Below are 25,800 nucleotides of genomic sequence, written 5' to 3'. Positions count from 1 at the left end.
CGAAAGGCGAGGAGGTGAGAGCCTAAGACCTTGAAATTAATTTTACATTTCGATGTTATTTAAAGCACAGTACCTATTAAGTCCGTTAATATATTGCTGTTGGTCCTTTAATTGTTTTAATTACACTTTAATATTGTTTTATTTTTGTACGAATTTGGGGGAGGGCTTATTCAATTAGGTCTTTCCCAAATGTAAAAATTAAACCCCATTAAGACTTAGTTCAATAAATTAGAAATAAACTACAGTCATAGGATTTATACATTAAATTTAAAAATTAGTTAACCCAAAATTATAAAAAAAATGCTTTCATTTGACATATTTTCGTTCATTGAAAGTATGAATTTTGTATATCATTTGGGGGACACCACAGTATACTCTTTATTTTGCTTTGTGTTTATTGATCTATCTGTATTATTTTTACGTGTAAATCTTCTGCGACGTGCATAAAAAGGTTTTTGCAACGCTAACTGTAAAATACTATAGGTTAGTTCTGGAGTAACTTGTTGATATTCACCAAAGCCAACAATCTGACGTTCTTGCATAATCTTACGCACAGTCTCTGGAATAGCTTTAATATCTAAATGCTGATAAACCTTTTCTTTCAAGCAAGTAGCTAGTCCCATGTTTTTCATAAAATCATGGATTGCTTGAATACTAATTGCTGCTAAACGTTCATCAGAACTTTTTGAGCGTTGTAAACCTAATACCTGACGTGCAAAGCTCACTAATCTTTGTTGTTTATGCTGTTTACGTAAATGCAGATTATTGCACATGACTAAAGCTAAAGATGGAGCGTGAGGGATGTCAAATAAGGCTGTAAGCATATGCCCAATTTGATGGGTTGACCAGTCTTCAGCTTCTAAGCCTAAGCTAGGTAAACCACATAGAGCTATGGCTGCAGCCCACATATATTCAGCACGATAAGTTAAATCCTGCGGATGAGCTAAGGTCAGCGGACCGTACTTCATTATAGTACACAGAATACTTTCGGCAATTTGCGTAGTTAAGCTATTAGCGCTTTGAGCCGCTTGATTATGGATTAAATATTGCTCAAGGACATGAATGAAAGTATCCACAACTCCATAGCTAATTTGTGAGGCTGGTAAGCTAAGAGTTAAGGTTGGATCTAAAAGAGCAAATTGCGGAAATTGATCCTCGTGTCCAAAATCAGCTTTTAAGTTGCGATACTTATCACTAATTACAGCCCATTTATTCATTTCTGAACCAGTACCTGGACAAGTAAGTACGACACCAAAAGGAACGGGACTATTACGAAACTCGGCATTATGCTCACTAAATAGAACCTCTTGCTCGGCAATGGCAAAGGTTTCTGATTCTAAATCATAGAGCAAGATATCAAATTGCTCAAAGTTAATATAACTAGCAATAAACTTGGTCGCGTCAATTACCGAGCCGCCACCAACCGCAAGTAAATAAGTAACTTCTTCTTTACGTGCAAGATAAATAGCCTCAACTAGTTTACTAATATCGGGATTAGGGGTAATACCGCCAAACTCAATAATTTTACAATTAGACTGAGTTAAAGCTTGGCAAACTTGGTCGTAAATGCCGTACTTTTTAATGCTTTCTTGTCCATACACCAGCATAACTTTAGCTTGAGCTGGAATTAGACGTGGCAAGTGTTGACAAGCATTAGTCGCCATAACTATGCGTGTCGGGTTATAAAATTCAAATTCGTGCATAAACTATACAAACCATAAAAATTAAAGTATGCTTAAGGTTTACTTTAATTTAAGATTGATACATGTCATGGTTGTAGTTTATCACTAATTTGTTATTCAAGGCTTAATATTTAAAGCAAAAGGTAATAAACGAAAGCTAGAGGAGTGAATTTTAAGGGAAAAAGAAAAAGCACTTACCTCGGTAAGTGCTTTTTAGAGATTTGTGAGATTTGATTTGTAATTAAAGTAAGAATTGTACGCAGTTCTAGTTGAATTTAATCGCTACTTGACCATTAGTGTAATCGTAGAAAAGTTGACCTTTTAAGTTACTATTACCAGTAATGGTTAGAGTTTTAAATTCATTAGTTAATTGACCTGCTTTAAGAACTAAATAAGCTGAACCTGGTTGTGGTTTGAAATCACTAGGGATATCCACAACTAGCGCACCATTTAGTTTTGCTTCGCCTGTAACTTCTAATGGTTTACCTAAAGTTAAAGTAGAAATAGCTAATGGGCTATTGCTGTATGAGCCTTTAACTTCACCACCGAAAGATACGAAGAAGCCGTTATTGTAAATATCACCCGAGGTAGCTGTTGAAGCTAACTGGAATAAACCATCATGGTCGATATTAGTAGTTGAAGTAACAGAACCTTCAAGACGTAAAATACCTGATTGTACTGTAGTATGACCTTTATAGGTGTTTTTACCAGTCAGGATTAAGGTACGTTGTGAGTCACCGTTATCACGTACTACTAAACCGTATTTACCAAAAATGTTGTTACGGAAGTAGAAAACTTCACGATTTGATGAAACTTTATCTGGAGTAAAGTCTACAACAAAGTCACCGAAAGCAAATTGTGCTGGACCTCTAACTGCTGCACCTACGTTTAATAGACCCCAACCAGTTTTGTCATCAATACCAGCCGGACCAATGTCTGTAGCAGTAGTTAAAAGAGTTTGACGAATATTATCAGCGTTAAACCATGGGAACATTTGTTTAACTAGCGCTGCACCACCTGAAACTTGGGGAGCTGCAAATGAAGTACCATAGCTAGTTACATAATCATCACCTGATTTTGTTGCTTTTGGATTAGGTACATCATAAGCAAAGAAGGCTGTTAAACAGTTGTATTTAACATTTGAACAAGAAATTGCATCTGGATCAAAGGCTAAGTTATTAGCTGATACAGGAGCTTTAGGGTTGCTAATACGCACACCTGAAACTACTAGAGTATTCGACATAATTTTCGGATCTTCAATTAGTTTTTGTAGAAGAGGCGAAAATGTTGAACTTGCTGTATCTTTGTTACCCGCAGCAAACACATAAAGTGGAGCATCTGGGTTATTAAAAATCTTGTAGAAAGTGTTACGAATTGATGGGAAAATGCTAGTGTCATCACCAAGCGTAAATGAAGCATTAGCTACAGATACTTTATCTTTATATACTGTAACAAAAACGTCTTCAAGTACTACATTTTCAGGGTCAATAGCGTAAGCTTTAACTTTTGCACCTGGAGCTACACCTTGGTACTTGTCATTTGCACCTGCAGCAGTTAAGGCTACAGTTGTACCGTGCGTAACTTGGTTCGCGTATTTTTGTCCACCTAAGTCAGTAACTTCTACCTTGTTAGTAAAGTCAGGTTGTTTAGTATTAATACCTGAATCTACAACCGCAATTTTCGTACCAAAGCCGTTTACTTCGTCTTTGTTCGAACCGCGAGCTTTTTTGTTTAACGAGGCTAAGTGAACTTTCTTACGCGCAGGATCGTCACCATATAACATGGTGTCTAATGCTGCTTGTACGTTTAAGTAAGTTAAACGTTGTTGGTTAGGAACATTTGGATCCTGATTGAAAGCTGTGAATACAGGCTTGTTATTTTGCGTATTTAAACGTGAGTTTAAATAGATTTGATTTAGATCAGAACGCTTAAATAATTCTAACTTAAAGTCAGCATTATCTTTGTTGGTTGGGAAGTCATTGATATTGTTTACAGTGGCTGTCCGACCAGTAGCAAAGTTTTTATCTAACACAACAGTGTAATTGGATGGTGCAGCGTAGGCATTACCTATACTCGCTACAGCTCCGATTACGGGGAATATAGTTGTGAGGATGGTTTTAACTGGAGTTGAGTACGCAGACATAACCGAATTATTTAAATATGGTGTTCTAAACACGTGGGTTGATGTAGAGTGCATCATGTTAAGAAATCTTGTAATCTATCACCTGTTAAATCTGTTTAAATTATTACCTTATTGCCAATATTAAGAGGTAATAACAAGATCATAAACAGGATTTATTTAAATTAGTCTTTTATAAAGATTAAGCGCGACAGATCTCTTTCCTACCCCGTGTAGAATAGAGTTTGTGCGCAATCTCAGTTTAGAAAAATCAAACTAATTTTATTTTTATGTTTAGCAGAATAACTAAGACCACGAAAAAACGATGGTGGTGCTTGTCATAAATTGGTTACTTTTTTATATCTAGACTAAATATTACAAATTAATAGAAAATTATCTAATGCTAGGTAGTTGTAATGTTGAGCTATGACTAAAGCATTCAATATTAATTGCAAAATGGTATTAGATCTGCAAGCTGTAATTTGGACGAAGATATTTGGGCGAAGTTGTCTGGTAGTGTACGTGTTTAGTACACAAACAAACTTTAGCAAATAAATTAATTTATTACCTTTAACCTTGTGAATAACTTAGATAGAGTTAGAGAAAAACTAATATCCAGTTAGAAGCAACGACAAAAGTTACTTTTTGTAAACAGTTGTCGGCATAAGACTGGCAATATCTTGATCAAAAACAGTTGCAAGATGCAATACGAGGAGCTATTTAGGGGTTGGTACTAAATTAGCTTGTAAATAAAATTCTGGAGCGCCTATACGTAATGAAGTGTAGGCTTCTGTGGAGGTTAAAACTTAACTAAATTAAATCCTTTTTACTACAAGTTTACAATTTGTGGTAAATAAGTAGCGCTTTGTAGTAGCGATTATCAACTAACAGCGAGAATGCTTAGTTAGTAAGTATAAGTTTATCGGATTAAAACTATACTTAAGCTATAGATCGGTTACTGTGAACTTATCTAATATTCGCTACAGGGAAATAAAGACTTATTTAATTAGTATTAAAACCAGTTTGCTAAACAATGTTTAATAAAATTGTAGAGTGAATAAAAACTGAGAGGAAACTTCTACTAGTTTAAGCAAAGATCAAGGATTAGTTTTGAGAGCTAATACTTAATAGTTGCTTTAGGTTTATATAAGTATTTTTAATTGCCACATTAAAAATAAAGAGGACGAACTTTTACAGATTGTAATAGATAGTAATAAATGTAATCTATAGGTATTGATAGTTATTTGTTAACAATATCAACAACTATAAATTAAAGTTCAATCTCTTATCTTTACTCTTATGCTGTGCCGCAGCCAAGAGTGATAGTAGAAGCAGGAAACGATTATTCCTGGGGAGCCTTGCTAGAATGCCACTTCTAGCACAAAAGATATAAGGTGTAAGGTTGTTGAACAAGATGCTTATGGAAGTATGTAAAAGTTCAACTCTTCCATAAGATGATGCCAAATTTAGAAACTGTTATTACTATACTTTACTTTATTTTCTATTTAAAAGCTAAGTTATATAACTAGCTATGAATAAATTGATAATGATTAGAAGTAAATGTTAGTTTTTTAAGCTAAATAAATTTTTAAAGCTATCAAAATGCTATATTTTGAAAGTTCAATTTCACCTTTCTCTTAGATTTTGCAAAAGTAAATTTTTAACCCCTAAAGGAGTTAAGTTATTAGAGGTAAATGCTTGTAATTTCGTTTAAATATTTTTCAGCTTCTTTCGATTAAGTTAAACCTCGAGCTCTGTCTGCGGTGAGCTTTGAGTTTAACAGAAGTGGCAAATGTAATTTTTATGCCTTATCTGACGTAGATAAATCTTTAAGTCTAACTTGCTAATATGGTTGTAACTTTCTAAAGCTTGTAGCCTGACTTGCCTATTGCAGGTTAAGCTTATTGTCAACGCATAATCTTGGGCTTAAGTTTATCTTTTCAAAATAAGAAGTTAGCCAGTACCGAAAAATATCAAAGTAAATTACACATTCTAAAGAAAATTCTCTTTAGCTAAATCTAAGTAACCTTAATTAAGTAACCTAAATCTTAGTAACCTGAATTAAGTTGCTTAAATCCAAGTAGCCTATATCTTTGTTGGCTGTAATGCTAAATTTTATTCAGAGGCAATTTCTGAATTACCTTTATAAATGACGCCAAGGATGCGATATATGAATATCGCTCTTTATATATCTTAGACAAGTTTTACCGCTAAAAGTTCTATCACGAAGTTAAATTTAGGTATCCCTGTCCGCAGCCATAACATTATGGGGGTGTTTAGTACTTGCTTGAGTAGGAATCTGACAAAAGAAAAAGCCTAGAGCATTGCTCTAGGCTAAGGCATAAAGTTAGTTTTTATATTTGCTAAGCAAATATGGTTTGGTTTTACATAAATGCTAATACTAAAAGTATTAAAGCTACAATTCCTAAAACAATGTTGTTTAAAGATAAACGGTAAGCTTTAGGGTAGGCATATAATTCTTTGTGACGCACACGCATACGAATTAGCGCAATAATTGGTAGTACAAGGTTTTGTACAGTGAAGATAACTGCTGCTAATTTTAAGAAGAATACGAATGCTTCTGGAGTATATAACACCACAAAAGTAGGAATCGCGAAAGCTACTAAGAATAGTGCGGGACGATTTAAGAAAGTTTTAATACGGTCGGTTGAACCGTAAATAACTTCTTCACTTTCTTCTTCTAAGTGATTAGTAACATATTCTGATTTTTTCGGTAATGAGCGTGAAAAAGTTTCTTTTAGAGTTGTAATTAACGCTAAAGATACACCGATAAATGAAGTTAATAATGCACAAATTGAGAAAGTAGAAATAGTAATGTTTAAGAATTTGTTTGCATGTCCATGAGCAATTAAGTCAGCAACACTAACATCTCCTGATTGCGAGAAAACAATTAGTTCTTCTTGACTTACTTGTCCGTGGATCATAATTACCCAAATTGAGAAAACCACAAATGGGATAGCTAAACCACCTACAATCGCAATTTTTAAATCGCGTGTATTACGATCTAAATAATCTGATAATGCAGGAATAATAATGTGGAAACCAAAAGTTAAGAAGAAAATCGGGATCGATTTAATAACTGCAGAACTAGATACTGGAGTTGAAGCTAAATATTCTACTTTTAAGTTTGGAATAGACATTACTACTAATACCACGAATGCTACACACATTAAATAGAAGAAAATGCGGTTTACAAGATCAGCAAAGCGTGAAGTAAAAATAACAATTAAGCCTAATACCAGAACTACGGCAATAGTGAATATACTTTGATAGTTTTGCGGTACGCCCAGCATTTTACCAAAGACGTCCGAAAGACCTGAAATATATGCACAAGTTAATGAGTATACGAACACATAAAACAGTAAATTACCAACAATAAAACCACCATTACCAAACTCTAATCTTAGCAGACCGGCTACGGTTGAGCCGCGTGGCGCAAATTGTGATAACTCGATTACTACCAGTGCGGGTAAAATCATTAATAAAAAGAAGAAAAATAATTCAAGTAGAGTAACTCCAAGCCCTACTTCCGCCGAGTTTACTGGCATTACCAGCATCCCCGCTCCAATGGTAGTACCTGCTACCATCATCATTGAACCTAAAACTTTTGAATTCACAGTTTATACCTCAAAATATCATTAGATGCACCATCGCATCATTGCGTGTGTGGTGGAAAGTGTCATTTGCCCTCCAAATTTACAGCGCCTAGTATACCGAAAAATCATTCCTTTCTCTTAGATACTTTGTCAGTTTACTCCAAGTTTTATGATGATCAATTATATCTAGCTGGCAAAATCCTAAGAGGTTTCGGGTGAAATATACTTAAGCGCTAAGAGCGAGCAAAGTTATAAGTATGTACTTTAAAGCAAGGAGGGGTGTCGTGTTTGTCGTAATTGTAATGCCTGCAAAGTGCATACTTATAAACATTGCTTTGCTAAGAAGTCTAACTTAGAAGCATAGCTTCTAAGTTAGAGAAAAGAAAATGTAAACTTTGTAGATTTAATTAATTTTTATTAAATTTGTGTATTTTTTAATAGGTTTACTTTAGGATTAGTAATTGGGGAGTATCACTTTTTAAGTAACGACTGTTATAAATTTAAATCAGCCATAAATGCGATTAATAAGAAAGCAAAAGCAATTAAACCAATTACAAAGCCTGGTAACATAAAGCGGTAAACTTTTTTCTCGCTGTATAACTCTGGATTCGTGCGACGGATTTTAATCACTGCCGCCATTGGCATTACCATAGCCTGTAAAGTAGAAATAATTGACGCAAAACCTAAGAAGAAAACGAATGCTTTAGGAGTAAAAGTAACTAGCACGGCCGGTAAAGCAAAAGCTAAGATAAAGATAGCAATGCGACCTAAACTAGTTTCAAGTTTTACATCATCAGTAGCATGAATTAAGCTTGTTTTATCAATATTGTTATCATCTTTAGCAAAGGTTTCTTTTAAGGTAGTAATTAAGGCAGTTGATAAACCAATAAATGAAGTAATTAATGCCGTTAATGAGAAAACGGTTGTAAAGATTTGTAAAGTGCTACTTTCTGGATTTAAGTAGCTAGCAATGTTTACTTTGTTTGATTGTGCGTATTTAATTAAATCTTCTTGTGGAATTTGTCCGTGTACGGCTAAGTTCCAAACGGTAAAAATTACAAATGGGATAGCTAGACCTCCAATTAAAGCTACTTTTAAAGCTTTAGTATCACGATCTAAGTAATCAGCTAAAGATGGAACTAAAATGTGGAAACCGTAAGTTAAGAAGAATAAAGGTAAAGATTTAACTACAGCTTGGGTCGAAACTGGACCTGTCATTAAGTATGAAAGGTTGATGTTTTTAACTGAAAGAGTAATCACTACTACAAAAGCTAGACACATAATGTAGAACATAATCTGATTGATAATGTCTGCTACTTTAGTAGAGATAACTGCAATTAAACCTAAAGGGATTAAACAAAGTACGGTAAAGATTTTTTTAAAGGCATCTGGTACGCTTAAAATTTCAGCTAAAATTGAAGATATTGCTGAAATGTATGCCGAAGCTAAAGAATAAGCAAAGACATAGAGTAAGATTGTATTAGAAGCATAACCTACAATCCCGAACGTACGTCGCATTAAGCCTGCTACCGTTGTCCCTTGTGGGGCAAATTGACAAGCTTCAGCAATACAAAGTGCCGGAATAAGCATTAAAATAAAAAAGGCAAATAATTCAATAAAAGTAACTCCGAACCCTACTGATGCAGTATTAATTGGCATAGCTAACATCCCTGCACCGATAGTAGTTCCGGCTACTAACAACATCGAACCAAGAACTTTAGATTTCATGGTAAAACCTCAAACTTATTAGATAAAGTTTTCTTTCATGGGATTAAATAAATTAAACTTGGAAAGAACTTTATCTTTATCACAATGTTAAAAAAAACGAGCAACGCAAAAAGGCTAGACATATACCTATGTCTAGCCTTTTTAGAGATGCGCTTGCTTAAATTAAGAATAAAATTTTGGCTTGAGCAAAATAATCTCAAGTACCAAGAGTTTAGCCCTACTTATACCCGAAGTAGGAACTTTACTCTACTTCTAGGGTACGAGCTTAAGTCTTGGTTGCCAATTTTTCACGGCGCTAGACATAAGTACGTTTGCAGCATTGAAATACCACCAAAAGTAATAAGTAAAGTATGTAAAGTATGCATTTAAACGTGTCATGATTAGCACCTTAATTTAAGCGAAAAATAATTAGAGAAAAAAATAAATTCTGGGAGCTGAAATAATTATCCTTTCAAGCTCGAGTATAACTTTATATTACGTGATGTAATGTAAATTTGTCAATGCTCAAAATTAAAATTTTTTCATAATTTAGGCGTAAATTAATTAAGAGATTGAAAAATCGAGTAAAGTTTTTTAATTTAGGTCAAGAAAAAGTCGCATGACGTGCATGCGACCTAGTTACTTTTAGTAATGAAATTGTAAATTTTAAAAATTTATTTCTTACTGCCAATTATTTAATTGCAGTTGAGAAGAATGTAATGGCAATGGCATTCACAAAGTCAATGAAGAACGCACCTACTAATGGGATTAGTAAGAATGCTTTATGTGAATGACCGAAGTGGTTAGTCACTGATTGCATATTTGCCACAGCTGTGGGCGTTGCACCTAAGCTAAAGCCACATTGACCCGCACACATTACCGCAGCATCGTAGTTGCGTCCCATTACGTTAAACGTAACAAATACAGAGTAGATAATCACTAAAATAGTTTGTACTACTAAGATAACAAAGATTGGTAATGCTAATGCTGATAATTGCCAAATCTTAATTGAAATTAAAGAAATGGCAATGAAAATCGATAATGATACATTACCTAATACGTCGATAGTTACTTCTTTAAGTTCACGTTTAAATAAACCTTTAAGAATAGTACGTAAAACAATCCCCATTAGAAGTACGTAAACGAATTTAGGAATGTTAGGCCAATAAGCTAATTGTAAGCTAGTTACATAGTCGTATAAGCGCGAACCGATGAACATAGCAAAGGCTAAACAAATAAGACCTTCGGTAACTGAACTCGTACGAATTGGACGAGCTTGTTGCTCATCTTCAAATGATTCGTGATCGTTTTCATCGTAAGCTTGAACCGTACGTGTGCCTTCTTTTAGCTTGTGACGTTTAATTAAGAATTCTGCAACCGGACCGCCGATAATACCACCGCTAATTAGACCCCAAGTCGCACATGCCATGGCTGCTGCCGAAGCATTTGCTAGACCATAGGTTTGTTCAAAGGTTTGACCCCAAGCAGCACCTGTACCGTGACCACCAACAAGGGTTACTGAACCAGCAATTAGACCGTAAAGATCATCTAAACCAACTAGTTTAGCTAAACCGATACCAGCGATGTCTTGGATAATAACCATGCCCGAACATGCAAGCAATAAAAGGATTAGACCTTTACCACCGGCACGTAGTTTTTTGAAATCTGCTGAATAACCAATTGAGGCAAAGAACAACAGCATAAAAGTGCTTGATAAATTACCGTCAAAGGCAAAGCGAATTCCCATAGTGTAGTAAAGAATACCTAATACTACAGCAACTAATAAACCTCCAGATACTGGAGTTGGAATATGAAATTTTTCTAAAAATGGTACATAGCGGTTAACCACTCGTCCTACAAGTAACACTACGCAGGCACAAAAGAGAGTAGTAAAACCATCTACCATAATTTCAGGTGAATCCATGTTTTGTTTCCTCAGTGTAACTGAATAAGAAATCTATAACTTATTCGTTGCAGGCGACCTTAGTTATGACATAGATTTAAAAAATATTAACTAGTGTGTAGTTAAGACAACTAAGGGGCAATTCTAAAGCATAGTAAAAGCAGTATAAAATTAATTTAGATACCCGTACCTAAATTTACTTCTCTATAGGGGCTATAGCCTTTTAAAGGGGATAGTTCTTACCCAAATGAGAGCTTTAGCATCTGCTTTGTAGAGGATAAGTCGTAATAACTATGAGCTTTAGATTAAGAAAGTCCCTAATAGAAAAAATCCTCGAATTTTACCCCGCGGATTTTTGCTTTATGGCTGCAAATTATATTTTTAACAGCCTAATATTTAAAATAAAAAATTAGTATAAACTAAACCTTTACAATTGTAAATATTTATTTTTATTTTGTCAACTTTATTCAGTAGCAAAATGCTACTAAGTGTAAGCTATTAAAAATCAAACTTAATCTTAGCTCGAGATTCATAAAAGGGTTAGGAGATTAGTTTAGGTGCTTAATTTAGAGGTTTAATTAGATGTTTACTTAATTAGAGGCTCGATTAAGTCTTAATTTACTTCAGGAGCAACTTCGAGCATAAAAGTAACCGGACCATCATTAAGCAGAGAAACTTTCATATCAGCAGCAAAGATCCCACGCTCTACATGTACTTGTTTAGCAGCTTGATCTGCAAAATAAGTATAAAGCTCATTAGCTAGATCTGGACTAGCACCGTTAAAACTTGGACGATTACCACGAGAAGTATCAGCACATAAAGTAAACTGACTAACAATTAATAATGAACCACCGGCATCGACAATATTTAAGTTCATTTTGCCGTTTTCGTCTTCATTAATACGGAATTTTAGTAGTTTGGCAAGCATTTTATCGGCTGTTTGTTGGGTATCGCCTTTTTCTACTCCTAAGAGTACTAAGTAGCCACGTTCGATTTTACTCACAATTTTTTGCTCAACTTCGACTTGAGCATGTGCTACGCGTTGAATTAAAGCTTTCATGCTGTTCCCTCAAATTAAAAAAAAGGATACAACTTAGGTCGTATCCTTTTTTTATAGGTTTTTCTATTAACACCTTTTTAATAAGGTAGAGGAAAGTCAAACTTTCCTCATTGTATTATAACCTAGAACCCTAGATACGGCAAGATTTACATAATTAGATATTCATATTAGCACTTTCTGGCGTAGATAAAAATTAGTTTAGTAACTTTAATATCACTAAAATTTCACGCGAAAATACTTATTTACAAAGATTATTATAAACCGAGAGTATATAGAGAATAATCATCAGCTACTCCCTATACACACCATACGTTTTATAAGAATATCTAAGTTTTAAATCTTTTGTTTGGCTTGTATCTAGAAAATTAATAATGAACTACAGTTAAGTTGCAGTGTTTAGTTGCAGGGTTAAGTTGTAGTTTTTGTTTAATGTTTGCTATGACGCATGTTGTCCTGGTTGGCAACCTACTTGGGTACTTACTTTATTACGAGCTTTGGATACTAAACGTTGGTTTAGCCAGTTTTTAGTAGCAATAATTAAGCCAAGAGTAATAAAAGCACCAGGAGCAAGAATTGCAAGAATGAAGTTATTATCTACCTGATAAAAAGAAATATACCAATTCTTGGCAACCGGACCAAAGATTAAATCTAAATCTTTAAAAAGAGTTCCTTGCCCTAAGATTTCACGAATGCCACCTAAAATTACTAAGGCAATAGCAACCGCTGCTCCCATTGCAATACCGTCAATCGCTGAAGCTTTTACTGAGTTTTTATAAGCAAAGGCTTCAATACGTCCGATAACAATACAGTTAGTAACAATTAGGGGTAAGAAAATCCCTAATGCTTGGTACAGCGAATAAGCAAAACCATGAATTAATAACTGCGCAATGGTTACTAAACTTGCGATCACTAAAACAAATACAGGAATACGAATTTCGTGAGGAATGTAATTCCGCAATAACGAAATAGAAGTATTTGCTAAGAGCATAACAAACATGGTTGCAATCCCTAGACCTAAAGCAGGAGTTGCTCCAGTTGAAGTAGCTAACAACGGACACAGACCTAGGAGTTGCACAAATGAGGGGTTATTTTTCCACAAGGCTGATAACCAAATCTCTTTAGTACTTTGTGACATTAGTTTTTCTCTCCTGTCGCTACTTGGCAACTAACAAATTTACTTGCTAAGATTTCTTGCGGATTTGCTACTAATTGGGTAATAACCTCTTCCATATTGGCACGAATTTGATTAACAATTGCGCGTGGAGTAATAGTTGCTCCTGTAAATTGATCAATAGTTCCGCCGTCTTTTTTCACTGCTAAATTTGCTAAGGTTGCTTGATCTAAAGGTAAATTATCGAAACTATGCACCCAAGGAGTAGTAATAACTTTATTTCCTAAACCAGGAGTTTCGTTTTGTTCAAGAATGCGTACGGCTTTAATTGTGCCTTGGGCATCAGTTACGAGCATGGTACGAATTAAACCTGAATAGCCTTTCCAAGTTGAAGAAATTAAGATATAACCTGTAATTTGCTGATTTTTTGTTGCCAGCATTAAAGTATCAACTTGAGGGTCGTTACTTTGAAATGCTCCAGCCACAGGGACATAGCAGTCTTTACTTACATCATTATCATAATTGCTTGCCGGAAAAGCTTGCCCTAAACCAGCAATGGTTTGTCGTAAGGCATTATCGGCAGCATTATTAATACGATCTTTTAAAGCGTAATTAAAAAGAATTAATGCTTCAATACTAATAACCGTTGCTAATACCAGCACTAAAGTATTGCGCGATAGATATTTAAAAAACATTATCTGCCAAACTCCTTAGGGGTAAAGAACTTATCTAATAATGGCACTAAGATATTACTTAGTAATACAGCAAAAGCAATACCATCATTATAGTTAGTAAAAGCACGAATAATGTAAGCTAAACATCCAATACTAATCGCATAGATAATACGACCCGTACGATATTGAGGAGCAGTTACAGGATCTGTAACAATAAAGAATGCTCCAAAAATCATAGAACCGTAAATTAATGAGTAAAGGGGATTAGCTTGACTATAACCTGTAATTAGATAATGTAAGCAACTAAGTCCCACAAAGGCAACAATGCTAACTAGAGGTAGGGTTAAAGTAATAATCTTTCTTACCCATAAGTAGAAGCCACCAGCTAAAAAACTTAAAGCATAAACTAACCATGGATAATAGTTAGTTTGGGTAATATTGGCTAAGTCTTGATTTAAGTTAGCGTGATTACCCATTTGCATTAAGGTTTTAATTTCGGTTAGGGGTGTAGCTTGCGTATAAGCATCTACGGCACTAGTGCCAGTAAAAGCACCAAGCATATTACTTACTTGATAATTTAGTTCATTACTTGGGATATTCCAATAAGTAATAAATTGTGGGTAAGTAATTAAGAATACAGCTACGCCCACCATAGCAGGATTAAAAATATTCTGCCCCATGCCCCCATAAATCTGCTTAGCGATTAAGATAGCTACTAAGGTACAGATAAGCATAATATAGTAAGGAATACCTGACGGTAAGCTTAAGACTAAAATCATGCAAGTTACAGCGGCAGAATTATTGCTAACTTCGGCAAGAAGATTTTTACTACGTAGTTTAGCTACTACAATTTCTGTAACTGTAGCGGTTAATATAGCCACTACAAGTAAGAAAATAGTATTAATCCCCCAAAAGTAAGTCTTAACTAATAAAGCAGGAATTAACGCAAGAAATACCTGCAACATAATGTTATTAGTGGTTTTCATGCTGTTCTCCTTGCATAGATAGACTGGCATTAGGTGTAGGTATATTAGATTGTTGTGTTGTGGCTTGTTGTGCAAGCGCTTGAGCTTGACGAGCTTTAGCACGTTCAACTGCTAGTTGCACAGCAGTCTTTTTAGCCTCGCTAACGTTAGAAGTTACTGAAGCTTGCATTTCTGTTTTATCTTCAGCAGTTGCTTCTGCTTTAGTTTCAGTAGTAGCTTGAGCAGTAGTAACCTCTGAAGTAGACGTTTGTACACCTTGTTGTGCAAAAGCTTGCGCTTGGCGAGCTTTAGCACGTTCCACTGCTAGTTGCACTGCTGACTTTTTAGCCTCACTAACGTTAGAAGTTACAGTAGTTTTAGTTTCTGTTTTAACTTCAGTTGTAGCTTCTGTTTTAGCTTCAGTAGTAGTTTCAACTGTAGTAACCTCTGGAGTAGAAGTTTGTGTAGCTTGTTGCTCAATAACTTGTGCTTGACGTGCTTTAGCACGTTCTACTGCTATCTGTACAGCTGACTTTTTAGCTTCACTAACATTAGAAGTTGCAGAATTTTGTGTTTCAGCTTTTGCTTCAGTTGTAGCTTCTGTTTTTGTTTCAGCTGCAGCTACTTTTTGAGTAGAAGCTTGAGTAGCTTGTTGGGCAAGAACTTGCGCTTGTCGTGCTTTAGCACGTTCAACAGCTAGTTGTACTGCAGATTTTTTAGCCTCACTAGCGTTAGAAGTTGCAGAAGTTTGAGTTTCTGTTTTAACTTCAGTTGTAGCTTCTGCTGTAGAAACTTCTGGAGTAGTGCTTTGTGTAGCTTGTTGCGCAAGAGCTTGTGCTTGACGGGCTTTAGCGCGTTCAACTGCGAGTTGAATAGCTGATTTCTTCTCACTAACAACTTCAGTACTTGTAACAACTTCTTCTTGAGACGATGAATTAGCGTTTGCAGACGAGCTTGCTGAACTTGTCGCATTTTGTTGTGCGGCTAAGGCTGCTGCTTGACGAGCTTTAGCTTTTTCTACTGCTAACTGTACTGCTGATTTTGCAGGAGTAGAGGTACTTGTAGATCCTGAAGTTGAAGCTGCTTGGCTTGGGCTCGTAGCTTGACTACTATTGTTATTAGCGCTATTTGCATTACCAGCTTGTGCGGCTGCTTGTCGTGCTTTAGCTCGCTCTACAGCAAGCTGTACTGCCGTTTTAGCAACTGGAGTGCTAGTTGTTGAGCTTGCTTGTGCATCCGTAGCAGTTGTGTTGGCTGTATTAGGTGCTTCTACATTTGATGTAGAACCTGTATTGCCTTGAGCTCGAGCTTTTGCACGGGCGACTGCAGCTAGGACTGCACTACGATCTAACTTACTCGCGTTAGTGTTGCTAACTTCTGCTGTTGAGTTAGAAGCGTTTGCTCCTACAGTAGGTTCATCAATAGCGTTATTACCTGTAGCATTATCAGCTTTAGCTTGTTGTGCTGCTAAGCGACGCTGACGACGCATTTCCATAATGGCTGCATTGTCAGGTTGAGCTTGGTTATCAACTGCTGTAGTCTGACCGGTTGTAATACCTTTAGCACGTAAACGAGCTTTTGCGGCTTCGATTGGGTCGATGCCTGTATAAGCAATAGTTTGCTCACGCATTTGTTGGGCACGAGCTTGGTTACGAGCTTTATCAGCAGCACGTTTAGCGTCACGTAGTTCTTTGGCAGCTTTTTCACGGGCTGATTTAATTTCGTAGCGCTGTTTAGATTCTTCAGCCATGGCTGCTTTTTGGCGCTCATGGAAAATTCTAAACTTAGCTTGTTGGAAGTATGAAACCAATGGGATGTTAGACGGACATACATAGTCACATAAACCGCATTCAATACAAGTGCTCAGGTTAGCTTTGATAAGTTTTTTATCATCCTTATCTTTTTCATACCAATACAACTGTTGAGGTTGTAATAGCATTGGGCAAACTTCTTGACAAGCTGTACAACGAATACATGCTTGTTCTTCTGCCGGAGCGAATAATTTAGGTTCAGCTTGGGCTTCCGATGTTCCTACAAAGATTAAACAGTTAGTCCCTTTATTAATAGGAGTGTTTAAATCATCGAGTTTAAAGCCCATCATTGGACCACCAACAATTACTTGTTGCGTAAACTCTTCACTAGCCCCAAGTAAATTTAACAGATAAGTAGGAGTTGTACCAAAAGGTAACCAGTAGTTACCTGGACGTTTAATTCCTTTACCTGTAACGGTCACTAAACGACGCGTTAATACTTCACCATAGGCTATAGCTCGATGCATGGCATAAATGGTCGCAATATTAAAACAAATAGCACCTAATGAAGTGAGGTTTTGTTTTTTAGTTAGACGTAAGCCAGTAAGAACTTCAATGGTTGTACGTTGGTTACCTGATGGATAACGCGTTGGGATAACACGAATATGAACTTTTTCTAAACTACTAATGAAAGTAATTTTTTGTTGGAGTTCTGGAGCTAGTAGTGTCCATTGAGCTGCTTGACTAGTATTAATAACTAAAGAGTTAACTAATTCATTAGTTAAACCTGCAGCTAGTAACTCTTGTTTAGCATTGCTAATACTTTGCGTTAAAGCTGTCTCTAGTTGAGCAATAGCTTGCGGTTTGTCATCTTCAACAGCGACAATTACTTGTTCGGTTTGCAGAATATGCTGCATACAAGCAATAGCTTGCATTAATTGCGTCGCATAATGCTGCATTAATACATCGTCACAAGTAATATATGGTTCACATTCAGCCGCATTAATAATTAAACTTTTAAAATGGCGATTATTAATTTTACGTGCAGACGGGAATACCGCTCCACCCATACCGGCAATGCCGCTATTTTTAATGCGCCAGAGTAAATCAATACGCGGAGTAGTGAAATAGTTTAAAGGCTCATAAAATGCCGGACCAATAGCTGTCCCTTGACTAAAATCGACAATCTGTTCTAGCTTGGGTGTTACTTGCTCTTGATTTTCGATAATAATCGTCGGTCCGGTTTTAGTAATTTCGTTTGCCTGTAAAAAGTCTTGAATGGCAACAACTTTACCAGCAACCGGTGAGTGAACTGGTAATTCACCAGGGATATAGTTACTTGTAAGTAGTTGACCTGCTACTACTTCTTGTTCAGGTTCAACAACACAAATAGGTTTAGGACCTTTGTGTTGACGCATATTTAAGAAGTAGTAGTTTAATTCTCCAATTTGTGCAATTGGAGCTTGTGAAGTTAGATCCTTACCTAATTCTAAGTGTAAGCCTCCATGGAAATGATAGAGCTTACCTTTGGCAAGACGTTGATGTAACTTCACTGCAATATCACGTTTGGATAGCCTTTGTGCAGTTTGCACAAAGGCAGATTTGATTTTATCCAATATCATGCTTGAGATTTTCCTAGAAACTTCTAGGCTCCTTTAATCTTGTATGCAGCGTTGCAATAATGCGTAATTTACTTTGCTAAGTCTGTTTTATAAAGTTTTACTCTTTATTTTTATTTTCGGTGGTTTCTGCTTGAGTATCGTCATTGACATACTCAATAGTTAAACCATCAGGAATAGGAGTATCAACTTCTAAACAACTTGGACCATGATGCGGAGTAAAGTTCCACTGATTTGGATCAGCTTTATTTTCATAATCTGTTAAATCTTTAAACTTAGCTTCTTGCTCTGGAGTAAGAGTGGTTTTAAAGATTGGACGACCTTGCTCATTAACCGTAACTGTAGAGGCTGTTTGCTCTTTAGAGTTATCGCTTTGGCTAGTAGTTAGGTTAGCGGTAGCGCTTTGAGGAACTGTCATACTCGTTTCTGTTTGGGTACTTTGTGCTCCTTTGTTCGTTGCGCTAGCACTATCATAATGAAGATTTTGAGCTGCGTTGTTAGTAGCGGCTGCTTTATCAGCTTCTACTGCTTGGGCGATTTTCTTAATAAGAGAAGATGAGTTTGTATTCTGCTCATTCTTTGCACTGTCAACAGAAGCGTTAAGATCATTTTCAGCTACTTTACTAACATTTGCATCGGCTGGTAAATTAAGTAAGTTAATAAGTCTTTCAGGAGTAACTCCTTTTGGCATATTAACTTGCGCACGCATTTGCGAATATTTGTTAACTTCTTTTGGTCGAGGGATCATGTCGATACATTTAACCGGACATGGATCAACGCATAGAGTACAGCCTGTACAGTAATCTGGAATAATTACGTGCATTAATTTTTTAGCACCAATAATCGCATCAACCGGACATGCTTCAATACAATGTAAACAACCAATACAGTCTTTTTCGCGAATAATAGCAATTAAATCTTCAGGTTCGGCTAGTTCTGTGTCAGGTACTTCGCGGTTTAAGAGCTCGGCTAGTTTAATAACGGTTTCTTGTCCACCTGGAACACATTTATTAATTTCTTCGCCGTTAACCACAGCTTGAGCATAAGGGATACAGCCTGGATAGCCACATTGACCACATTGGGTTTGCGGTAAAAGTTGATCGATTTTTTCAACAATAGGATCTTCTTTTACAGCAAAGATTTTTTGGCAAATAGTAATAATTAGGGCTATAACAATAGCCAGACCTGCAAAAATTAATGAAGTCCAAACTAAAAACATGTTATTTCCCTAATCCTGTAAAGCCCATAAAAGCAATTGCCATTAAACCAATAGTTACTAAAGCTACAGGTACACCTTTAAACGTACTTGGAGTATTAGCACTATCTAAGCGTTCACGAATTGCCGCAAATAATACCAGAACTAAGGTAAAGCCTAGAGCCGAGAAAAAGCCGTTAAAAACCGATTGTGTTAAATTGTCATTACTATTTAAGTTTAAAAGAGCTACCCCTAATACGGCACAGTTAGTCGTAATTAGTGGTAAGAAAATCCCTAAAACTTTATATAAACCTGGAGAAACTTTCTTCAGGATCATTTCGGTAATTTGCACAATTACAGCAATGATAAAGATAAAGGCAATGGTTGCTAGGTAACCTGCATTTAAGGGAGCTAGGATATATGCATAAGTAAGATAACTCATTAACGAAGCTAAGGTGAGAACAAACGTAGTTGCCATCCCCATCCCAACCGAGGTATCAAGTTTTTGTGAAGTACCTACTACTGGACATAAGCCTAGGAATTTAACTAAAACAAAGTTATTAATAAATACTGCCGCAATAATGGCGTAAATAATTTCTAACATAGTGGGACTAAAAAGTTAAGAACAAAAGACTTTTTAATTTCTTTTCTCAACTCCCTAAAAGTAAATTTTAGATGCACGCCAGAACTGAGAAAAGAAGATAAAAAGGATAAGAGCACAAGATTTGCTCGAAGTTGTACAAACTTATAATTATACCTTAGTTAATGATTTCATGCAGTAAAAGCAAAAGAAATGCACCTAGATCTCTCTAGGTGCAAAGTATTGCAAGTATTGTAAGTATTGCGAGTATTAATTACTTAAGGGCTAATTATTTTTTCGCACGTAATACATTTAATAGAGTTTCGGTATCAGCAGCAAATTTCACAATACCTTCTGCTAGTTTCACAATTGCCATTTCGTCTTGGTTGTGATCCCAGTAGAATTGATCTTCAGTGTAAGGCTCTGGACGAGCAGCTGGTTCACTGTAAGTATTGCTTAATTTTTGTACTAAAGTACCTTGATCAGCTTCTAAATCAGCTAAAAGATTTGGACCAATAGTTAAACGGTCACAACCAGCTAAACATTCAATTTCGTTAGTGTTACGGAAGCTTGCGCCCATAATAATTGTTTGATAGCCGTGTTTTTTGTAGTAATCGTAAATAGCTGTTACTGATTTCACGCCAGGATCATTTTCTCCAGCAAAGTCACCTTGTGGGTTTTTGTTTTTGTAGAAGTCTAAAATACGACCAACAAATGGAGAAATTAATGTAACGTTTGCTTCAGCACAAGCACGCGCTTGAGCAAAGCTGAATAATAGAGTTAAGTTACAACGAATACCTTCTTTTTCAAGGATTTCGGCAGCTTTAATACCAGCCCAAGTTGAAGCGATTTTAATTAGTACACGTTCACGAGATAAACCGCGTTCTTCATATAAAGCGATTAATTTACGTGCACGAGTTACAGTGTTGCGTAAGTTGTAAGACTCACGACAGTCAACTTCAGTAGATACATATCCAGGTACGATTTTTGAAATTTCGTAACCGATAGCTACAGATAAGTAATCTAAAGCATTTTCATCCCATTTAGCTGCATCTTGGCTATTAGCATAGTTTACAGCTTCATCAATTAAGTGTGCGTATTCTGGTAATTTTGACGCAGCTAAAATTAATGATGGGTTAGTAGTAGCATCTTGTGGTTGGAATTTTTTAATTGAGTTAATGTCACCTGTGTCAGCTACGACAACAGTTAATTTTTTTAATTGTTCTAATTTGTTACTCATTTGCCCAAACCTTAACGTGGAATAAAACGCAAATTAATACTTAATTGTACAAAATGCAAATTAAGTACAAGAGACGAATTTCTTGGTTCTCATTATAGCATTAAGCGCTAGTTTAAACTTGCTCTTTGCCGTAAAAAGCAGCAAACTGTGATTTAGTTGACAAAAATTTAAAACTTAAAAATTTAAGTTCGTATATCGAGCCGTAAATATAGATATTTACTTAACAATTTATGGCTATATGTAATCTGAGGAAAAAGTAGTCTAGGTAATTATCCGAAAAAGTTCAATCTTTAGCTTAGAGCTATTAAAACTTTGCTACAATATGAAAGTGTAAATCATTCTTATTTAGCTTAGAGAGATTTGGTAAATTATTAGGCAAACCAAGTCTAATCAAGTCTAACTAATCTTTAACTTTGGGGGTAGGTAAAAAATTATTTTTTTACATGCTCCACTAAGAACTAGCTAGTTGTAAGACAAGATTTACTGCAAGATCTATTTATGCACTTAATGTAATTTCACTCTTCATTTTTAATCTAACTATGCAAATAAAAAAGCGCTATTTACTGTTGCTGCTAGGTTTGCTCTGTTTTGGAAGTCTGTTTTTAGGTGTGAGTTCGGTAAGCCTGCAAGGGCTGATAAGTTTATCTGCTGATGACTGGGCAGTATTTACTATCAGTCGCTTACCCCGCTTGATTTCAGTGTTAATAACTGGAGCTGGTCTAGCTATCTGTGGCTTAATTATGCAACAAATAGCAAATAATAAGTTTGTTTCTCCTACTACTGCTGGTACTTTATCGTGCGCCAAGTTAGGAATTCTTATTTCGATTGTGATTATGCCAACGGCTGGTCTACTGTTTAAAGCAAGTTTTGCTTGTGTGGTAGCACTTATAGGTTCGTTGGTTTTTATGAAGCTACTACGCAGCCTTAAGTTTACCGACATTATCTTTGTGCCATTAATTGGCATTATGTTCGGGAAAATAATTGATTCTTTTACTGAGTTCTTTGCCTATAAATACGACTTGCTGCAAAGTTTTTCAAGTTGGTTACAAGGCAACTTCTCGCTGGTAATCGAGGGACGTTACGAAATTCTTTTCTTAAGCCTACCTTGTTTTGTAATTGCTTACCTCTACGCACAAAAGTTTGCCATTGTTGGCATGGGTAAAAGTAATGCCACTAATTTAGGGGTAAACTACAACCAGATGATGTTTATCGGGATAGTGTTAGTGTCAGTAGTTACTGCTGTGATTTGTGTAACTGCAGGTTCGATCCCGTTTATTGGGTTAATTATCCCTAATATAGTTTCGCTAATTTATGGCGACAATTTGCAGAAAACCTTACCTCTAACTGCGATTTACGGAGCAATTTTTGTTTTACTTTGTGATTTACTTTCACGCAGTATTATTTATCCGTTCGAAGTATCTATAGGAGCTATTGTTGGTATTTTTGGAAGTTTAGTTTTTATCTATTTAATTTATCGGAGATATCGTCATGGTTAAAGAAGATGATAAATTAAGTAGAGTTGGTCATTACGGTAGTCAAAGCAGTAGCCAAAGCAGTAGCCAGAGCGATGACCAAAGCAATAATCAAAGCAATAGTAGTAATAGCTGCAATAACCTAAGTAATAACCAAAGCAATACAACTAATAACAGCGAAGCTAACTTAGAAAATAAAGTATCTGCAGGTGCTAAAACAAGCCCATACACTGAGCAAGCGGCTCTTTTACAGCGTAAAAATAAACGCCAAAGTTTATGTCGTACTTGGATTTTAGTCTTAATTGCTCTTTCCTCGATTATTACGTACTTGTGTTGGGGTGGTATTCCTAAAAACTCTTTTGTTTTTAATATGCGTTGGCATAGTGTGGTTGCCATTATCTTAACCGGAGCGGCAATAGGTGCAAGCTCAATGGTGTTTCAAGCCATTGTTAATAATCGCATTATTACACCGAGTATTTTAGGTTTAGATAGCTTATATGTGCTCATTCAAACCTGTATTGTCTTTGTCGCTGGAGCAGAAAAACTAACTGATATGAACCAGACTGTTTTATTTTTAATCTCTTTGGCAGTCATGTTGGTTTTTTCTTTCCTCCTCTTTAAGATAATGTTACGTCGGTCAAATCACAATGTATTCTTTATCTTATTATTAAGTATTGTCTTTGGTACGCTCTTTAGCTCATTTAATACCTTTATGGGAACTTTACTTGATCCTGGTGAGTTTTTAGCAGTCCAAAGTATTGGCTATGCGAGCTTCCAAGCGATTAACACGCAAGTATTAACTGTCTCTGCGATTTTCTTAGGTGTAACTTTTGTATTAATTTGGCGTTGCAGTAAATACTTAGACGTAATTGCTTTAGGTAAGGATACGGCTGTAAACCTCGGTATAGATTATTATCGTTTAACTTGGAGACTCTTATTCTTAGTAGTTATTTGTGTAGCTGTATCAACTGCTCTAGTTGGTCCAGTGACTTTTTTAGGTTTATTAGTAATGAACTTAATTTTGCAGTACATTCCAAGTTTTAGATATCGTTTACTAATTCCAGCATGTATTTTCTTGTCTATTGCAGTATTAGTGCTCGGACAAATCTTAGTACAACGTCTGTTTAGTTTTACGACTACAATTTCGATTATTATTAATTTCTTAGGAGGATGCTATTTTATCTTCCTATTAATTAGGCAGCAGCGTAAATGGTAATAGCAATTAGCCAATTAAGTAAAACTATAGGTAATCAGCAAGTATTACAAACTATAGATTTAGAAATTCCTGAAAATAAAATAACTTCGTTTATTGGACCAAACGGAGCTGGTAAGTCTACCCTTTTAGGGATTATAAGTCGTCTAGATCAACCTACAACTGGTAAAGTTTTGGTTGATGGCGTGGATGTACATCAAGCTCCCTCGTTACAAGTAGCGCAGCTCTTATCAATTCTCAAGCAAGCTAACAATATTAATTTACGTTTAACAGTTGAGGATCTAGTAGCATTTGGACGTTATCCGTACTGTCAAGGTAAATTACAAGCAGCTGATAAAGAGAAAATAGCGCAAGCTTTAACCTATATGGGGCTAGATGAGTTTAAACACAAATATTTAGATCAATTATCAGGAGGGCAAAAACAACGAGCTTATATAGCGATGGTGCTAGCTCAGGATACGCGTTATGTTTTTCTTGATGAGCCACTGAATAATCTAGATATGAAGTATTCAGTGCAAATTATGCGGGTATTAAGAGACTTAGTAGATAAGCATGGCAAAACCGTAATTGTGGTGTTACACGATATTAACTTTGCTTCTGCTTATAGTGATCATATTATTGCCTTAAAAGATGGCCAAGTAGCTTTACAAGGTGAAGTTGGCAAGATTATGACTTCCGAGAGCTTATATCAGCTCTACGATATTAATATTGATATTCATCAGGTAAATGGACAGTACCTTGCCACTTATTTTAAAGCTGATGTATAAAAGTGGTCTGGTGACACAAATCTCATATAAATATTTATATAAGTCTATCCTTTAAGCTATTATAGGATTACTATTTCTTTCACTCTAATTTTAACAATAGGTATTTTTCATGAAAAATCTTGTAAAGTTTACCGTAACTTCTCTTGTTGGTCTTGCATGTGTACAAGGATCTTATGCTTTAACTGTTGATACTCCAACCGGTAAACAAACATTACCTGATAATCCTCAACGCATTGTGATTTTAGACTTAGGTGCTGCTGATAATTTAGTAACTTTAGGACAACAAAACCGTGTTGTGGGTATTGTTGATTCTAAGTTCTTCCCTGCATACCTAAAAACGACTTACACGAATGGTAAATTTAAAAACGTTGGTACCTTAGTGCAACCTGATTTAGAAGCTATTGCGAATCTAAATCCAGATTTAATTATTGTTTCAGGGCGTCAAGTAAAAATTTACGATCAATTAAAACAAATTGCTCCAATTTACAATGTAAGTCTGGATAATGTTAAACCTTATGAGTCAATTGTAGATAACTTTAAAACTATTGCTCAATTAACAGGTACGGAAAATAAAGCTAAAGAATTACTAACGGCTTTAGATAAAAAAGTTGAAGCTTTAAAAGCTCAAACCTCGAATCAAAAAGCTTTAGTAGTGTTAGTAAATGACCGTAAAATGTCAGGTTTTGGTGAAGGAAGTCGTTTTAGTCTAGTGTATAAATTTGGTTTTACTCCAGCAGTAAATATCGGTGATGCTTCTTCACGTCATGGTACAGAATTAAACTACGAGTTAATCAATAAAGCCGATCCGCGCTTCTTATTTGTAGTTGACCGTACAGCTGCTTTATCTGAAAATAAAGGTAATGCTCGTGATACTTTAGACAATGATTTAGTAAAAGCGACTAGTGCTGGTAAAAACAACGGTATTGTGTACCTAAATTCAGTAGTTTGGTATTTAGCTTTTGGTGGTTACCAAGGTACAACTGAAATTGTCGATGAATTAAGTACAGCCTTAAAGAACTCTAAATAATTAATAATTTTTTATTGACAAAACGAATAGATCCGGTCTAGGTTGATGTTCAACCTAGACCGGATCTTCTTATTAGATTAAAATTATTTAGAGTAGTA

General features: G+C 35.6%; 17 protein-coding genes. 4 read left to right on the top strand and 13 right to left on the bottom strand.

Annotated elements, in window-relative coordinates:
- Positions 1-350: 350 nt before the first annotated feature.
- From CKF58_RS04855 to tal, 13 genes are all read right to left on the bottom strand, one after another.
- A complete protein-coding gene (locus tag CKF58_RS04855; protein ID WP_119531536.1) occupies positions 351-1,703 on the bottom strand; it encodes an iron-containing alcohol dehydrogenase in 1,353 nt (450 codons plus the stop codon).
- Between the two features lie 244 nt (positions 1,704-1,947).
- The gene (locus tag CKF58_RS04850) at positions 1,948-3,825 is read right to left on the bottom strand and encodes a S8 family serine peptidase (RefSeq protein WP_222987716.1); all 1,878 of its coding nucleotides are present in this window, start codon (positions 3,823-3,825) and stop codon (positions 1,948-1,950) included.
- Positions 3,826-6,185: 2,360 nt separating this feature from the next.
- Positions 6,186-7,439 (bottom strand): amino acid permease, encoded by a 1,254-nt coding sequence (locus CKF58_RS04845; protein ID WP_119531532.1) that lies wholly within the window; start codon positions 7,437-7,439, stop codon positions 6,186-6,188.
- Positions 7,440-7,910: 471 nt separating this feature from the next.
- Positions 7,911-9,146, bottom strand: a complete 1,236-nt coding sequence (locus CKF58_RS04840) for an amino acid permease (RefSeq protein ID WP_119531530.1) — start codon at positions 9,144-9,146, stop codon at positions 7,911-7,913.
- Between the two features lie 670 nt (positions 9,147-9,816).
- Positions 9,817-11,049 carry a sodium/glutamate symporter gene (gltS, locus tag CKF58_RS04835; protein ID WP_245959240.1) on the bottom strand — a complete coding sequence of 411 codons (1,233 nt, stop codon included), beginning with the start codon at positions 11,047-11,049 and terminating at the stop codon, positions 9,817-9,819.
- 592 nt (positions 11,050-11,641) lie between these two features.
- Positions 11,642-12,088 (bottom strand): D-aminoacyl-tRNA deacylase, encoded by a 447-nt coding sequence (dtd, locus tag CKF58_RS04830; RefSeq protein ID WP_119531528.1) that lies wholly within the window; start codon positions 12,086-12,088, stop codon positions 11,642-11,644.
- 436 nt (positions 12,089-12,524) lie between these two features.
- Positions 12,525-13,223 (bottom strand): electron transport complex subunit E, encoded by a 699-nt coding sequence (locus CKF58_RS04825; RefSeq protein ID WP_119531526.1) that lies wholly within the window; start codon positions 13,221-13,223, stop codon positions 12,525-12,527.
- Positions 13,223-13,894, bottom strand: coding sequence for an RnfABCDGE type electron transport complex subunit G (locus CKF58_RS04820; protein ID WP_119531524.1), 672 nt, complete (start codon positions 13,892-13,894; stop codon positions 13,223-13,225). The genes CKF58_RS04825 and CKF58_RS04820 overlap by 1 nt, the downstream gene beginning before the upstream one ends.
- On the bottom strand, positions 13,894-14,859 hold the full coding sequence (locus CKF58_RS04815) for an RnfABCDGE type electron transport complex subunit D (RefSeq protein ID WP_222987715.1): 966 nt from the start codon (positions 14,857-14,859) through the stop codon (positions 13,894-13,896). Before CKF58_RS04815 ends, CKF58_RS04820 begins: the two co-directional genes overlap by 1 nt.
- Complete coding sequence (locus tag CKF58_RS04810; protein ID WP_119531520.1) at positions 14,846-18,211, bottom strand: 4Fe-4S dicluster domain-containing protein; 3,366 nt, start codon at positions 18,209-18,211, stop codon at positions 14,846-14,848. Before CKF58_RS04810 ends, CKF58_RS04815 begins: the two co-directional genes overlap by 14 nt.
- Before the next feature lie 97 nt (positions 18,212-18,308).
- Entirely contained in the window at positions 18,309-19,427 is a 1,119-nt protein-coding gene (gene rsxB, locus CKF58_RS04805; RefSeq protein WP_119531518.1) for an electron transport complex subunit RsxB, read from the bottom strand.
- 1 nt (position 19,428) lies between these two features.
- Positions 19,429-20,007 (bottom strand): electron transport complex subunit RsxA, encoded by a 579-nt coding sequence (rsxA, locus tag CKF58_RS04800; RefSeq protein ID WP_119531516.1) that lies wholly within the window; start codon positions 20,005-20,007, stop codon positions 19,429-19,431.
- A 265-nt stretch (positions 20,008-20,272) separates the two neighbouring features.
- Positions 20,273-21,223: a transaldolase gene (tal, locus tag CKF58_RS04795; RefSeq protein ID WP_119531514.1), complete on the bottom strand. Its 951-nt coding sequence runs from the start codon at positions 21,221-21,223 to the stop codon at positions 20,273-20,275.
- Between the two features lie 539 nt (positions 21,224-21,762).
- Between tal and CKF58_RS04790 the strand changes: the two genes are divergently transcribed.
- The 4 genes from CKF58_RS04790 (at position 21,763) to CKF58_RS04775 (ending at position 25,702) form a co-directional block, all read left to right on the top strand.
- Positions 21,763-22,719, top strand: a complete 957-nt coding sequence (locus tag CKF58_RS04790) for an ABC transporter permease (protein WP_119531512.1) — start codon at positions 21,763-21,765, stop codon at positions 22,717-22,719.
- Positions 22,712-23,911: an iron chelate uptake ABC transporter family permease subunit gene (locus CKF58_RS04785; protein WP_119531510.1), complete on the top strand. Its 1,200-nt coding sequence runs from the start codon at positions 22,712-22,714 to the stop codon at positions 23,909-23,911. The genes CKF58_RS04790 and CKF58_RS04785 overlap by 8 nt, the downstream gene beginning before the upstream one ends.
- The gene (locus CKF58_RS04780; RefSeq protein ID WP_119531508.1) at positions 23,905-24,675 is read left to right on the top strand and encodes an iron ABC transporter ATP-binding protein; all 771 of its coding nucleotides are present in this window, start codon (positions 23,905-23,907) and stop codon (positions 24,673-24,675) included. Before CKF58_RS04785 ends, CKF58_RS04780 begins: the two co-directional genes overlap by 7 nt.
- A 109-nt stretch (positions 24,676-24,784) precedes the next feature.
- On the top strand, positions 24,785-25,702 hold the full coding sequence (locus CKF58_RS04775; protein ID WP_119531506.1) for a siderophore ABC transporter substrate-binding protein: 918 nt from the start codon (positions 24,785-24,787) through the stop codon (positions 25,700-25,702).
- Positions 25,703-25,800 lie beyond the last annotated feature (98 nt).

This window comes from Psittacicella hinzii (genome assembly GCF_003585935.1).
GTDB classification, from domain to species: Bacteria; Pseudomonadota; Gammaproteobacteria; order Enterobacterales; family Psittacicellaceae; genus Psittacicella; species Psittacicella hinzii.
This window is presented reverse-complemented; position numbering and strand designations above follow the sequence as displayed.

Coding starts and splice junctions, on each gene's coding strand:
- CKF58_RS04775 (WP_119531506.1), top strand. CDS start 24,785: ATGAAAAATCTTGTAAAGTTTACCGTAACTTCTCTTGTTGGTCTTGCA.
- CKF58_RS04855 (WP_119531536.1), bottom strand. CDS start 1,703: ATGCACGAATTTGAATTTTATAACCCGACACGCATAGTTATGGCGACT.
- rsxB (WP_119531518.1), bottom strand. CDS start 19,427: ATGTTTTTAGTTTGGACTTCATTAATTTTTGCAGGTCTGGCTATTGTT.
- CKF58_RS04810 (WP_119531520.1), bottom strand. CDS start 18,211: ATGATATTGGATAAAATCAAATCTGCCTTTGTGCAAACTGCACAAAGG.
- dtd (WP_119531528.1), bottom strand. CDS start 12,088: ATGAAAGCTTTAATTCAACGCGTAGCACATGCTCAAGTCGAAGTTGAG.
- gltS (WP_245959240.1), bottom strand. CDS start 11,049: ATGGATTCACCTGAAATTATGGTAGATGGTTTTACTACTCTCTTTTGT.
- CKF58_RS04825 (WP_119531526.1), bottom strand. CDS start 13,223: ATGTCACAAAGTACTAAAGAGATTTGGTTATCAGCCTTGTGGAAAAAT.
- tal (WP_119531514.1), bottom strand. CDS start 21,223: ATGAGTAACAAATTAGAACAATTAAAAAAATTAACTGTTGTCGTAGCT.
- CKF58_RS04790 (WP_119531512.1), top strand. CDS start 21,763: ATGCAAATAAAAAAGCGCTATTTACTGTTGCTGCTAGGTTTGCTCTGT.
- CKF58_RS04840 (WP_119531530.1), bottom strand. CDS start 9,146: ATGAAATCTAAAGTTCTTGGTTCGATGTTGTTAGTAGCCGGAACTACT.
- CKF58_RS04850 (WP_222987716.1), bottom strand. CDS start 3,825: ATGTCTGCGTACTCAACTCCAGTTAAAACCATCCTCACAACTATATTC.
- CKF58_RS04820 (WP_119531524.1), bottom strand. CDS start 13,894: ATGTTTTTTAAATATCTATCGCGCAATACTTTAGTGCTGGTATTAGCA.
- rsxA (WP_119531516.1), bottom strand. CDS start 20,007: ATGTTAGAAATTATTTACGCCATTATTGCGGCAGTATTTATTAATAAC.
- CKF58_RS04780 (WP_119531508.1), top strand. CDS start 23,905: ATGGTAATAGCAATTAGCCAATTAAGTAAAACTATAGGTAATCAGCAA.
- CKF58_RS04785 (WP_119531510.1), top strand. CDS start 22,712: ATGGTTAAAGAAGATGATAAATTAAGTAGAGTTGGTCATTACGGTAGT.
- CKF58_RS04815 (WP_222987715.1), bottom strand. CDS start 14,859: ATGAAAACCACTAATAACATTATGTTGCAGGTATTTCTTGCGTTAATT.